This window comes from Flavobacterium sp. TS_SC_5 (genome assembly GCF_056156265.1).
In genome coordinates this window covers 3,380,380-3,394,666 of record NZ_CM149588.1, presented here as the reverse complement: position 1 = coordinate 3,394,666, position 14,287 = coordinate 3,380,380, and the positions used below count along the sequence as shown (strand labels likewise).

Below are 14,287 nucleotides of genomic sequence, written 5' to 3'. Positions count from 1 at the left end.
GGTTTCCGTAATTATTAAAAATAATTAATAGAGAGTATACCGTGGTGAATAGCGGGACGTTCTTCTCTTACAATTTTTAAGTAAAAAACTTAAAAATTAGCCAATTTGATTCTATGACTAAGCTCAGTATTATTAGAATTGATTTGAATGGTGGCTTCGGTAGTGAAGCAATGTCGTGATTGACTGTATTAATTTAGTTTATTCATTTCAGCTTTAATCCAGTATGAACTTTTATATCGATCCGCATAAGTTTTTTTAATAATTAGTGTGACTTCTAATGTAAAGTTCCGCTTTCAAGAATTGCAGATTATAAACTTATCTATGACACATAGTCAAAGGAATTCACTATACTATTTGAAAACTATTTTGGTAGGTGAGTAAGCTCTTCTTTTTTCTGAAACGCGGGTTTTGGTGTAGTAGGGTAGGTGGTTGCAATAGTAATTAGTCATTAAATTGCAGCAAATGAAAATGCAAATCTTCCAAATTGAAGGCTTCTATATTGAGTTCGAAACTGCTCAGAAAACCTATTGCTTGCCGTTCCACATAAATTCCAATGGAGTTTGTGGAATTAATCTTTCATAAAGGAAAAACCGTTGTTACCGGCAATAGTAATCAAGGGTTGAATGCTTTCTTTGTATCGCAAATAATCGAAATCGTTGCCATCCTCCAAATCGGGGAAAATAGTAAGGTATTCTTCTAAATATTTATTTTTAGCATTATGACTTTTTACGATTTCAAAAGCTGTTTTTTGGAGATTAAAAAACTTGTCAAAATATTTGTTTACCGATGGGAGCTTATCACTTTTGGATGAATTAAAACTTTTGTCAATGGGGATTAAGTTCCAAATTAAATCGTGAGAAACAAATGCGTATGGAATGAAATGGTCTATTGCATATTTTTTTTCGTCGAAAATTAATTTGTTTTCTGTGAAGATGCATTCGATAGATCCCAATTCATTAAACACCAATTTCCAATATTCATTGGTTTGTTTAGTCAAGGAATTTCTTGTGATTGATTTGTTTATTTTGTTTGGAATGTCAGGAACATTTGGATTTCTTTTTTGCAGAAATAGGGATAGATTCCAATAACAAAAGTCTTTCAACAACTTTGAATTGGATATTAAATAAGAGATCCAAATGGGGTTAATATTTATGCAATCTTTTTCTAAACTATAAAGACAACCATTGTCAAAATTTTGGGATAAAGAATAAATAGTACTTCGATTACCGGAAAACCAAGGGGAGATAAACCAATGCGGGACATTTAAATCAAAATGATTCAAAAGGTCTACCGTTGCCTTGTTTGTAGAATTTTCTAGAACAGCATTTATTTTGCTCTTTTTTTCATCAATAGTAAGGTTCTCTATCTTTAGAATTGTCCTGACAGCTCCTTGTATTAGATCCTGTTTGCCAAAAGAGACGTGGAAATAATTTACGGTGTACCAAGAATTGCTTATCATTCTACAGAAAATTTTTCTTTTAGGAATGGTTGTGTTACATTCTTCAACCAATTCCAATATAGCCAAAAACCAATAAAATTTGTAAGTGGCCGAAGTACTCGCAAATACTGATACTAATTTGTTAATTGGCAGACTTTCTGAAAGAGGTAGATTCATTTGATATATTCGTGTTTTAATAAAAGAATCCCAAGTAATGAGACATTGGATCGCTGGTGTTTTTGATTTTTTTTATAATTCTTTATTCATTTCGAATTCAAGTGGTGTTTCATCCACAAGAAAGATTGTTGTTGAATCCTTCAATTTAACTATGATTCCCATAAGAGAAAAATGATTTGCTTGATTTCCTATTCTGATTATTTGTTTATTTTGATCCAATTTCCATTTGGCATTTTTAAGCATATGCATTGTCATCAAAAATAATTTAGATGTATTTGCTGATGTAAGTTCAAATATTCCATTTTCATTAAATGTAAATGATGCTTCCTTGAAACCATTGATTAGATCTTTAAATTTAGGGTCTGTTATTAGGGTTGTATTTTTTTGAACTTTCCAAGTGCCATACATTTTTTCTTTAGTTACTTCTTGGCTAAGTGTCTGTATTGAAATAAATAGAAATAGGATAAAGATTTTTTTCATTGGATTATGTTTATAATGTATTCCTGCAGAGGAAGCACATGAAAGGATTGTTTTGGCAGCATCGGGTGCGGTGCCAATTATTATTCATACAATTCCCAATATAAATCATCAATAAAGTGCGTAAATGTTTCGCTTGTAAATATTTCGCTATAATCGCCGTCTTCGTCTAGAAGGTAAAAGCTCCCTTCTTTTTTCATTACAGCGCTATAACTCATTCCAGCTTGATACGGTGTTTCAAAATTGTATAGTTTACCTTCTACTATACATACTTTATTTAATACTGAATTGATAAATAAAAGTCGAGTTTCACGAAGTACTTCTGTTAATTGATCAATAGTTTTTAAATAGTGAGTAGGTGTTTTTAATGAGTTAATATCAAAATTTTCTTTGAGTAATTTTATATTTTCTGCCCAAGGTTTATTTTCAAAATTATTCGATATATCATCAATTTCTTGCGATAATTTACTTACTTCTTCTTCTGTCATAATGCTAAAATGTTTTCTCGTATTCTTCTGTTTTGGTTCTCACTTTAAAATAGAGAATGTATTCTAAATACTGTTTGGATTGCCACTATATGTTTAATAGATGTTATCAAATATATACAACATTTATTACACTTTTATAATTGGATGAAAATAATTTCTTTAATTTTTGTGGTGAAGAAGCGGTAGCGTTTTCATGCTTCATTTTCCACTAGCGGTCGATAAATTTAAAGCAATTCTTCATTTACTAATAGGAATTGCACGGAATGTAATTCTGCGATCGAAATATATGTTTTAATTAGACGTTTACTTTCATTTTATAAATGTGAGAATAATTTTCAAGTGACCTAAATTTTAACAATTGAGCTTAAAGGTTTTTGCGAGTCGATATACTTTTATTTATAAAGAAAGCAAAATATTTTTCATACTTTTCATTCCATTCGATGCGCACTTCACCTTCATCTCCATTTTTCCATTTATGATAATTTGGCGAAGAAATCCCAACAAAATCCTTTAACCGATTTTCATTTATGAAATCAATAAGATATTTTGATGAAATTTTTTCACTCACTTTTTTTGCTATTTCTTTTACAACTTCTATCGTAAATGCATTTAAATGAGCAATCGCACATACATCACCATTTTCAAAAGTGAAAGGTTTCCCGTTTTTTAAATACTTTTCAAAATTGACAATTTTTGCGCCATTATATTGTGTCGCAGCTTTTTCAACTATTACACTGTTGTCCAATATATTTTGAACCATTTTTATCATTTCATTCATTATTTGCTATTTTTTATTACTTTACCACAGCTTATTTTTTCGATATTAACCTAAATGGGGTGATTAGCGAAGTTTCCTTTTTTATTTTACGTTTTTTCAAATATATACAACTATTAGTACACTATTATTATTATTATTATTATGAGATAATTTCCTTAATTTTTGTGGTGAAGGATGGTGAAAGCTTTAGCCATTCAAAACCACGCCTCGATTACCATATCTGGTTAGCTTACCACTTTTGAATTTCTCCAGATGGCAACTAAATTAAAGTTATATCTTCATTTGTATTTCTTGTAAATCAACATGTTTAACTATTATAGGATGTAATTCATTTTCATTTTCTGTTCTTGTTAAGCTGTTTTCCTTGATGTTATATGAATATGTAACACCACCGTACCATCTGTAATCGCCGCCAAAATAACTTCCGGAAATTTTTCCGTAAATTCTGAAGGGATAGTTAATGATACCATTGTCTCCGAAAGGCTTGTACACTGTTACATGCCAATCGGGTCCTTGTAAATGTTCCTTAAAATGTTCGTTACTTTCAATTAAAACTTTAAATATTTCCTGAATCTCTTCTATTGTTTTCATTTTTTTTTTAATAATATATTTATTTTCAATTTTACTGAATGTATTGTCTTTGGTGACTATTTTTATCGAAGTACATTGCTTAATCTATTTTGTAATTAGATATGATCAGGTGACATCATGCTCATACTGAAGTGAAAATAGATCAACATGGCGAAGTAATTTTGATTTATTAATTTCAAATGGTTCGCCTAAGATTTTTACAAAACGCTCTGTGGTCAGTTGCTTTATTTTTTCAATGTAATAATCTATGAACTGATCTTGATTAGCTAAACCATCGGGGAAATAGATAGTAGAATTTAAATCATTATCGTCAGTTCTTGCTTCCAGAATTAAGGAAAGGGAATTTTCTTTTTTTGAAATAATAACCAAGTATTTAGGGAAAATTAAATTTTCAAAATCTATTTTGCCACCTTCTAAAATATAGTTAATTGAACAGGTATTGTCGTTTCTGAGTATATGAAAGACTTCATTTTCATCTTTTATTATATCAATTTCTATCTTGTTTAATTTTTTAAGGTGTTTAATCGCATGCAATGATTCTATAGGATTATTTTCGAGCTTAAGTTCCTCTAAATTACTCATAGCATTTAGACAATCAATATTTTCAATGTTATTGTAGCTGGCATCAATTTTTCTAATTTTTTCTAGATTAGCTAATACCTTTAGATTTTTAAGTTTTTGGAAGGGCATTTTTATTTCCTCAAGGTTGGAACAATATTTTAAAAAAGATAAATCAAGAATATGCTCGGCGTAATCCAAATACAGATAAGTGATCTTTTCAAAATCAGATGCCTCTATGATTTCCTTATGGGCTATAGAATACCCCTTTTTTTTCTGAATTCTCTTCATTGTGACATTGTCAAAAATATGCTCATCCCAAACTTCATTATGAATTTTACGAATATCTTCTTTCGTAAACCCATTTTCAATCCAGTAAAGATGATTTTGAATTATGTATTTTGTGTATGGATCCATGTTCTGTTTTTATTGAGAAATTTAGCGACCTATTTAGACTCAAATTATTTAAAAAGGTAAATCTTCATCGTCTTCTGTTAGATCAACTGTATTTTCAAAGGCGCTAATCGGTGGAATTGTTGCTGGATTATTTATAAGTTCTATTTTAAAGACCTTTACATCTGTGTACCATTTATTGTTGTATTCTCTACTTTCTAATTCATACGATATGGTTAGAAAATTGCCAACTTGTAATTGGTCTTCTTTTATTTTATCTCCCCAAATGCTAACACATACTTTTTTCGGGTATTGACCGTCTGTCTCAACAATGATGTTCAGTTTTTTCCATTGTCCGTTTTTACCCATTCCGGTTTGGAGTGGAAAAATTTGGATGAGTGTTGCTGTTAATTGCATAATTTCTTTCTTTATTTGTTAAGCAAAGAAAATGCGCTGGTGTGCAAATGTGGTGCAGTGAAAAAACAAAAATTAACTTCTAATTAATTAAATTGAAACTTATTTATATAGGAATCTAACTCCGTTTTTAAAATATCATACCTCGCTAATAAAGTATTTACATCATTTTCCTTATTCTCTTTGATACCCTTATTTAAATATATATAATTATCATCAATTACATTTTTTATATGTGCAATAATTGATGAATAACTGTTCAATATATGAGTGTTACTGTTAATACAAATATCGGTTTTCATGTGTGACAAATATTTCACAGCTAGAGTCAAATGTGATTTTAAATGAAATTCACTAAATGATGTCGAGTCGTTTAATTGTTTAAGTAAATCTATGATGTTGTTTTCAAAGTTAAATATGGACAACACTAAAAATTGATTATTAGAACCTATTATTTTTATTCTAGCGAATTTATCTCCACTTGTCGTTTTGGAATCTTGTTTAAGGAAGTTTAGTCGATTGAAATTAAAGTTAAACGGGTTATATTGATCCAGTTGAATTAGTTTTGCAAAGGAATATTCAATTGGAAATAGCAAATTTTTACTATCATAATAATCTATTTCATTTAATTTTTTATCTCTAAGATAATCTGTACGTCCAATTGAATTATTATTGAATTCCCAAGAAGTCCAATGTTCAGTAGCTGAATCCATACAGGAATAGTTACCAATTTTTAAATTTGTTTTATGTGAATAACTATCTAAAATATGATAACTAAAATAAGGAGTTTTACCTGAGTTAGACTTACGGTTTAGCTTCTTGTGGATAGTAAAAAGTAGATTAGCGTTATTAGGAGCATTATCTGATTGCTCTACAGAAAAATCCTCATTAATAATAAACCAATCATCCGATTCCTTTTCATAGGTTGGGGTGAATGATAGATTTGCTGAAAATAATTGAGACTCATATTGATCAATTAATGCTTGAATATCATTTTCTTGTTGTTCACCCATGGCTTGATAACCTTCTTCTTGTTGTTCAAACTGTTCAATTAGACCTTCAATTTCGGATTCCTGTTGTTCAGCTATGGCTTGATATTCTTCTTGTTGATATTCAAGTTGCGATTCAAACGGTTCAATTAGACCTTCAATTTCGGATTCCTGTTGTTCACCTAAAGCTTGATACTCGTCTTGTTGAGACTCAAATAAAGACTGATTATAGTCATTGTCATCTGTATTGTTCATTTTATATTTTATTTAAATTAACTTCCAGTTCCATTGTTTCTTTTCTTTGTTGTATGACTTGATTGCATTCCCTTTGTAACTTAATCCATCTGTTAAATTTAACTTTGAAACTAATGATGGATGAATAAATATATCTTCCATAAATCCAAATGGTTTACCGGATGGAATTCTTATTTTACCTTCTACTTCTTTATGGAATTGTTTTTTGAATGTTTCATCATTTATTTTAACGGCTGTATAGAGTTGATGCATACCCTCATTACTGCCGCCTTGAAATCTTACTTTCAAAGTCTCTCCAATTTTAATGTCTCTAAAGAACCTGTCATATTTCAAAAAGCCAAACTTTGATTCTGAAGCAATAAAATTCAGTATTTTTTTATCCGAATTGACAAATTCAACAATTAGCAATTCTTCAGGTGTATCATAAAACAAAAGCGATTCAGCTTCCGGAATATACCTTTTGTAAAAGTCAGTATTTGATCTTTGCACTAATGCATTTTTATACCATTCCTGAGATTGCCAGTTGAGTACTTCGTTTGGAATTCTATAGGCATGTTGATTTCGTACTTTTACTAATAACTCTATTTCTGTTTTCGCTTCGTTATAGTTATTTTTAGAAATTAGTATTCTAGCCATTTTTTGTCTAAGTCCAACGAGCATCTCTTCTGGGCTTTTGCAAGACAATGCTTTGCAATAACAAGCAAAAACTTTTTCAGAATCATTTGAAAATGCTTCCGCTAATATTTCCCAAACCCAAAAGTCATTGCGTTTTTTCTTTGCAAAAGGCAATAATGATTCCAGCATATGGTCTTTATCACCTAACGCCAATAATATTTTTGCCTTAAAATAAGCGGGATATTGATAGTCCGGGTGACTTTCTTCTAAAACAGAAATTTTGTCTGCAAAAGCAATTGCTTTTTTTTTATCAAAAACAATTTCACCATCTGGATTTTGTTTTGGCAACAAGTGTTTGGCATAAGCTATATAAGCTTGTTCAACAATTGCCATCATTTCTCTCCCATTAGGGAGTGTTTCTTTTTGATAATCTTCTTCTCTGAAATTTTCAAAGTTCCACCAATCTGCAAATTGCAGGTAGTTATCACCATCTTTTAAAAATTTATGAAGGGCTTTAAACAAAAAGCTATATCCTTCTGAAGGTTTAGAGAATGTAAAACTTTTTGAAATTTCATATACTTCAAAAAGTTTAGCATACTGAAAGTTTGGAATACCAACTGTTTTAAAAAATAAGGAACCTATCTGCCAACAAAGATTATCGAAAAGCATTATTTCTTCGGCAGGTAACCCTAGACTCTTTATTATAGATAAATTTGAGATAAATGAATCCAAATCCCCCGAAGCCACATTTTTTTTTAAATAGTCGTAATATACCCAACTGATATTTCGTTTTCCCCAGATATTATCTGGTTGTGCTTCCAATTCTGCTTTTGCCATAGTTAAGGCTTCATCTAATTTTCCTGCTTGGCGTAGTTCTTTTATTTCTTTAGATGGCATATTATTCGTGTTTAAAAGTTTTTAATGCAGTTTGAATATCTGAAAGAAGTTGTTGACTATTGGACTGTTTTTGAATTGGGACTACTCTTCCGAAAAAACCGCTATTATTATACTCAAAGTCTATAACGGCTGCTTCGTGATTTCGTTTCAGAGAATATCTTTCTTTAAATTGCTGATGTTCAATATCCTCAATATTAATATTTAAAGTTTGAAACAATAGACTTAAATCATCAAATAAGTTTTTGGTAAATGGTAGTTTTTCTTCTACTTCAGAATCAAATATTAGTTTGCTGATAATTGTTTCCACCGTATTTCTTTTAATGGAAACATTAGGTAGGGCTTTTAGTAGAGCTTCTATTTCACAATAAAGATCTTCACTGTTTGTATTAGCTGCTAATTTTTGATATTTACCATTAAATACGTTATCTTTATTCACCCATGTTTTAAAAGCTGCAGTTTGATTTTCCCTTTTGAAATAATAAAATAATTCGAGATTTTTCTTCTCCCATTTAATAATTTCAATGTATTGCTTTCTGGCAGCAAAACGCACTCTGATAAAATGGTCCTGTAGCTGGACAATTTGATCTAAAAGGTGAAACTGTGTTAGTTGTGCTAACATTTCATCATCGATGCTTAATTCTTCTCCCTGAAGTTGATTTCCTGATAATTCATTTAACGAATTAATAACGGTAATGTCCAAGAAGGACATCGCGGAATAGGAATTGAAAAAAGGAGGATTCACGGCATATAATACTTTTGATGCTCTTGTTATTGCGGTATAGGCCCAGCGATAAAAACTTTGATTGGTTTTACCTGGTTTAATTTGATTGTCAGTAAAACAGTTAAATCCTTTGGTGTTATCATTATCCCAAATTGTAAATACGTTATCCCATTCACCACCTTGAGCTTTATGACAAGTAACCGCATATCCATATTTCATCAAAAGGCTGTTAAAGTATTCATCCTGCATAATAGCTTCTTTAAATTCCTCTGATTTCGGTTTTAATCCTTTGTGACGAGATGTGAAATCCACATATAGTGCCTGTGTTTCTTCCGGTTTCAAATAGTTGTCACCATAAAGGAAGTTTTCCAACACTTTGCCTTTTACTATTTTATTATTGCTCTCAGCGTCCGGAAATACCAGTTCCACGCCTCGCCAGGTTAAGGTGACGGAAGGTTTTCCTCTTAAAGCGATTGTTCGTGTTTCGCATTCCTTGCTTACTTCATTGATTACTGCAAATTCCCCATTAAAAATTCCTTTTCTATAATTATTACCACCCATTATAACGATATCACTTTTCTGGATTGGTAAATTGGCATTTCCAAATCTTCTTTCTCTTATTTGCAAATTGAGATCGAGACAGGTTTTGTTTTTACTGGCAATAATAATTTTAGGACTTGAAGCTTCTTGCCAAGTATGCAAGAAAGACTCATAAGATGGATTTAATATGTCTTTTCCGTTTGAACGTAAATTAAAATCATTAAAAAAGCCAGCGGAGATGCTCTTCCGAATGTTCGCCGCTGATTTTAGAATACCACTTTCGCCGTCTTGACGCTTCACTTCCTTCATTTCTGTTTCTTCCGATGAAAGATTAAATTTATCTTTCAAGTACTTAGGTTCAAAAGCTTTTGAACTATTATCACCTACAGGTGGTAACTGACAAGGGTCACCTACGAAGATTATCTTAGTCTGCGAGTTACCAGTGTTGATCCTAGAATAGGCGATTAAATCACTCAATAAATGCCCAGAACCGAAGCGAAAAAACTCCCCTTCACTTTTGGCATTTGAAAGCATGGAAGCTTCATCAATAATAAATATTTTACCGGCAACATCAGTATTGTTGCGAACTTTATAATTGTAGAAAAATGAATCTCCTTCTTCGACTTCCACCATGTCTTCGTAGCTATAAATGGACTTGTGAATAGTGAAGGCCTCTTGGCCTGTTTTTTCGCGAATGACTTTTGCCGCTCTTCCCGTAGGTGCCATTAATAAAAAGTCTTTTTCAATGGTGTTAAGGTACTCCACCAATCCTTCAAGAATGGTAGTTTTACCACTACCAGCATATCCTTTCAGCATAAAAACGGGAATAGGACTATCAAAAAAAGCCTCTAGCTTTGTTAAGGCAGTTTCTTGACCATGGCTTAGATTTAAATGACTAAAATGATCGAATATGCTCATGACTTACTATTTTGATGTTAAGGTGATATTGAAGTGTGCAGGATTAGCGCAGAAAAAGTGCTTTTTATTCGTTTTAAGTTTGTTTCTCAGGATTATATAAATCACGAAGTATAGTATTTTTTTTATCTTCTAATATATAATTTATTTGATGTCCAGAATTTACATATTCTTCTTCACGTTTATTGAGAATTAATATTTCAAGTGTACCATCCATTAATTTATTGTAAACTTCATAATCATATGGATAGGTTGAAGACACTCTTAAAGTAAATATTATATCTTGTTTATATTCAAAGACATTGATATATGAATTTAATTTCCCCAAATATTTTATCCATTTTAAATCTTCTTTTTTAATAAATATACTGTCATCTAAGGGTATCTTATAGTTGTCAATTTCTTCGATCATTGCAACTAATTGTTCTCTGAGTTTTATAATTAGGTCAGTCATGTTTTTATTACTTTTAGTAATTAATTGTTTTCATGGGCAAAGTTGAAAAAGATTTATGCAGGATTAGTGCATAGATAATATTTTCATCTAAGGGTAAGATTTATTTTATCGTTTTTAAACCATTAAAAATATAATTATATAGAGAAATGACCATCTTTTTATCTATTTTTATTACATCTCCTGTTGTAGCATTAGCATGAATAATATCATTTCTTTTTTTTATGATTGAATTTAATTCATTTTCAGTTATTTTTTCATCTGATATAAAATCAATTGTGTTTAATATTTTAAAAATCCAAGGCATATTTCTAGTTGATTTTAACTTTCCATTAGTTTTATGGTAATTTCCACTCTTGGAAGGTACTTCAATAAAGTTTCTTAAAAATTGATTTTTTATTCTGAATTGAAAATTGTACTTATTTTGACCATTTTCAACGCCTATAAGTATTAGATTGTCTATATCTATAACTCTATTAGCCATATTTTCAATTACTGAAAAATAGAAAAGGAAGGAAGCTGTTAATCCTGATGGTGAAGTGTCTAAAGAAAGAAGATTATTAGATAGTTCTAACCATTTTAAAGTTTCATCTACAAATTCTTTTGGGAGAGGTTCTTTTGATTTATTATAGTTTTTTCTAGGAATTAGTTCAGCCTTTAGAATTTCAAGTTTACTATAAAAATCTTTTAAAAAGTTTCGATTAAAACATTTATTTATAGTATGAATTAAATTTTCAATTGACAGTTTTGTGAATTGTGGGTCAACACTATTTTCCGGACTTTCTTTAATAATAAACCCATCAGCTCCAGCTTCTTGAAGTGCTTGCAAATTCCAAATTTTATTAGTTGCAGAAAAAATAATAACCTGAATTCCTTTATTGTGTTTTTTAATTTCTTTTAATATTTGAAAACCTGTTACTTCCCCAATGCTGCCATTTCCAAAATCATCTTTATGAAGTCTGAAATCTAAAATGACTAAATCTATATCTTCTTCAATCGTTTTTTTTATTGAAATATCAATTATTTCTTCTTTAGATTTTTCATTGAATTCATCATCTAAATGAATAAAGTCTATACCATCATTATCATCGAGGAAAATCTTGTAGAAAATCTCTCGCCAACCTTTGTTGGCTTCATCATCAATGTAAAGCACCTTTGGATGCCCTTCAAAATTAATTTTTAAAACTTTAGAATCTAATTTGTCTAAATGACTAATTGGATAAATTGTTTTTAAATATTTAAAATATAAATTGCTATTTTGAATAGCAGTAATCTCTTCAATATTATCATCATTTGCATCAATAGTGCGGGACCATCTGTATATTGCCCATTCATTAGCTATACTATGGCTATCTTCATAATTAGAGGGTATTTGAAGATTTATTTTTTTGATTACATTAGAAATTTCTTCGGTTTGTAGGTGTGAAATATTTCTATCTAAAGCATCTTTAAAACCTTTTTTAGAGTATTCAATTAAAAAAATATTCTTTGTTTTTAAAATATCAAAGTATTCATTTTCGATTAAGAACGAATAATCAACAAAACTGTAAATAAAAATAGGCTTTAACTGATTTTTTGTATCTGTACATCTTATATGCACAGCTAATCTTAACCCATTATAATCCGATAAAGTTGGTCCAAAACAAAGAGGAATGAATAAGTTATCATATTCATTTTCTGAAAACCATTCAATAATTATTTCATTTAAATATTCATCTGAAATCTCATCTCCAAAAATAATTTCATTAACTGCATTAGTAAACGGATCATCAATTTCTTCATCTAAACTTTTAGCGACAAAATTTACAGTTGTATCGTCATCAACTTGGAAATCTTCAATAGTATCATTTTTTAGTCTTAATTGCTTATATAAAGTTTCTTCAATCTGATGATTATTTCCATACAAAAGGTATTTTAAGTCAATTATACCTTCTTCTATTTTTTTAATGAATACAGCCAAATTTTGATAAACTATTTCGACTGGTAAATAACCTATTTCATCTTTTAAATTTCTGAATTTCTTGCTGCCACTAAAATAAACTAACTTAAAATTGTCGTCTTTTTTAACTTCATTTTTTAACATTGTTTCAAAATCCTTTATTAACGAGTCGTTAGCCCTCGAACTTTTGTCAATAAATGACTCATGAAATAAAACGATATTACCCGATGAATAGATTTCATTTAATAAATTGCTTAATTCCAGATAATTGTAAATTGGTGTAATGTATTCCGAATATTCAGAAAATTTTGTTGAACTCCAACCACCTTCTTCTTGCCTATGTTTTCGATCGTCAATTAAATATATCATTTTCTAAATTTTAATACATATTGCACTCCCTCAATATTGTTGATTGCGGTACTAACTCTTTCTTTAGTATTCCATAAATTAACTTCATAGGACTTTCCACATTCAAAATTTGCCCTTATATATAATTCACATAGCCCATTAATATTTGATTTTATTAATACAGCGTGAGTATCTCCTGTTCTATTTATAGTATCATTCAAAGAGGTGCGATAATGACCTATATTCATATCATGAATTATAAAATCAACTGTTTTGTCTAAATTTTCCTTAAAAGAAAGAGATATTTTAGGGACGAGAACATTTCTGCCCGCTATACCTATTATATTATCGATAATGGTTTGATACGCTTCTATAAGTTTTTGAACATTGGTAAATAGTTGAATACTTTCGAAAAAGTGGTCTGGTACAAATTCAAAATCTATTTTTTTTGGGTAATGTTTATTATTAATAAACTGAACAATATTTCTTAGCGAGTTGTCCGCTTTGATATGAAATAAATTCTTAAAATGGAGAACTAGATCAGAAAAATAAACAATCTTACTAGCAGAAAAATCAGATCTAATAGATTTAGTTAATTTAAAGCCCTTATTTTTCATTACTTTAATATACTTTCCTCCGGGATTAGGAGCAAGATCTATATTTTTCTGTGACCAATTTACTAATTCTTCAGAACACCAATTAGTTTCGATACCTGCCCACTTAGTGGGTTGCCCGGCATAGTTAGCGCCTGTTAAATAGCTAAAAATTAAATTTACTATTTCATGATTTATAAAGTAATCAGCTTTTAATTTTGTGAATGATTCAATAATCAGCTTTTGATGGTTTTTAATATCGTACACTTCATTATTACATTTTAGTTTGATATCGCTAAATACATTATCAGAGTCAACAGTATGACAAGTATATTTAAGGATTGGATGCTGATTATAAGCCTCTAGAAATTTAGATAATCCATTTAGGGCAAATGGATTATTATATTTAGGTAGATGATTATTTGAAGTTTCATTTTTTCTTAATTTCTTCTGAATCAGTTGCTTTGATACTAAGTTTAGCGTTTCTTCATTAGGAGTAATAGGAGGTTCAACTGTAGGCTCCACCACAAAATATTTAATTTTTTCTTCGATATTATCTATCCTTCTCTTTATTTCAGAATTTTCAGTATCAAAATTCAACAACTCACTTTTGGTCAACTCAAGGATTCTGTTTTTCTCTTCTATTTTAATTTTCTTCGAAGACAATAAATCATTTATAAAATCAATTTTATTATAAGTCATAGAAATAT

General features: G+C 29.8%; 13 protein-coding genes. All 13 read right to left on the bottom strand.

Annotated elements, in window-relative coordinates:
- Positions 1-568 precede the first annotated feature (568 nt).
- The 13 genes from AC0J6S_RS14580 to AC0J6S_RS14520 all read right to left on the bottom strand — a co-directional run bounded on the left by AC0J6S_RS14580 (position 569) and on the right by AC0J6S_RS14520 (position 14,279).
- Positions 569-1,615: an HNH endonuclease domain-containing protein gene (locus tag AC0J6S_RS14580; protein ID WP_474954475.1), complete on the bottom strand. Its 1,047-nt coding sequence runs from the start codon at positions 1,613-1,615 to the stop codon at positions 569-571.
- A 72-nt stretch (positions 1,616-1,687) separates the two neighbouring features.
- Positions 1,688-2,095: a hypothetical protein gene (locus AC0J6S_RS14575; protein WP_474954474.1), complete on the bottom strand. Its 408-nt coding sequence runs from the start codon at positions 2,093-2,095 to the stop codon at positions 1,688-1,690.
- An 80-nt stretch (positions 2,096-2,175) separates the two neighbouring features.
- Positions 2,176-2,580 (bottom strand): hypothetical protein, encoded by a 405-nt coding sequence (locus AC0J6S_RS14570; protein ID WP_474954473.1) that lies wholly within the window; start codon positions 2,578-2,580, stop codon positions 2,176-2,178.
- A gap of 364 nt (positions 2,581-2,944) precedes the next feature.
- Complete coding sequence (locus tag AC0J6S_RS14565; protein ID WP_474954472.1) at positions 2,945-3,358, bottom strand: hypothetical protein; 414 nt, start codon at positions 3,356-3,358, stop codon at positions 2,945-2,947.
- A 270-nt stretch (positions 3,359-3,628) separates the two neighbouring features.
- A complete protein-coding gene (locus AC0J6S_RS14560) occupies positions 3,629-3,949 on the bottom strand; it encodes a hypothetical protein (RefSeq protein WP_474954471.1) in 321 nt (106 codons plus the stop codon).
- Positions 3,950-4,054: 105 nt separating this feature from the next.
- On the bottom strand, positions 4,055-4,924 hold the full coding sequence (locus AC0J6S_RS14555) for a leucine-rich repeat domain-containing protein (RefSeq protein ID WP_474954470.1): 870 nt from the start codon (positions 4,922-4,924) through the stop codon (positions 4,055-4,057).
- Between the two features lie 48 nt (positions 4,925-4,972).
- Positions 4,973-5,317 carry a DUF3127 domain-containing protein gene (locus AC0J6S_RS14550; protein WP_474954469.1) on the bottom strand — a complete coding sequence of 115 codons (345 nt, stop codon included), beginning with the start codon at positions 5,315-5,317 and terminating at the stop codon, positions 4,973-4,975.
- 83 nt (positions 5,318-5,400) lie between these two features.
- A complete protein-coding gene (locus AC0J6S_RS14545; protein WP_474954468.1) occupies positions 5,401-6,558 on the bottom strand; it encodes a hypothetical protein in 1,158 nt (385 codons plus the stop codon).
- Positions 6,559-6,570: 12 nt separating this feature from the next.
- Positions 6,571-8,070: a DUF7017 domain-containing protein gene (locus AC0J6S_RS14540; protein WP_474954467.1), complete on the bottom strand. Its 1,500-nt coding sequence runs from the start codon at positions 8,068-8,070 to the stop codon at positions 6,571-6,573.
- 1 nt (position 8,071) lies between these two features.
- Complete coding sequence (locus AC0J6S_RS14535) at positions 8,072-10,249, bottom strand: ATP-dependent DNA helicase (RefSeq protein WP_474954466.1); 2,178 nt, start codon at positions 10,247-10,249, stop codon at positions 8,072-8,074.
- Between the two features lie 73 nt (positions 10,250-10,322).
- Complete coding sequence (locus tag AC0J6S_RS14530; protein ID WP_474954465.1) at positions 10,323-10,700, bottom strand: hypothetical protein; 378 nt, start codon at positions 10,698-10,700, stop codon at positions 10,323-10,325.
- Positions 10,701-10,800: 100 nt separating this feature from the next.
- The gene (locus AC0J6S_RS14525) at positions 10,801-13,005 is read right to left on the bottom strand and encodes a response regulator (protein ID WP_474954464.1); all 2,205 of its coding nucleotides are present in this window, start codon (positions 13,003-13,005) and stop codon (positions 10,801-10,803) included.
- Positions 13,002-14,279: a hypothetical protein gene (locus AC0J6S_RS14520; protein ID WP_474954463.1), complete on the bottom strand. Its 1,278-nt coding sequence runs from the start codon at positions 14,277-14,279 to the stop codon at positions 13,002-13,004. Before AC0J6S_RS14520 ends, AC0J6S_RS14525 begins: the two co-directional genes overlap by 4 nt.
- Positions 14,280-14,287 lie beyond the last annotated feature (8 nt).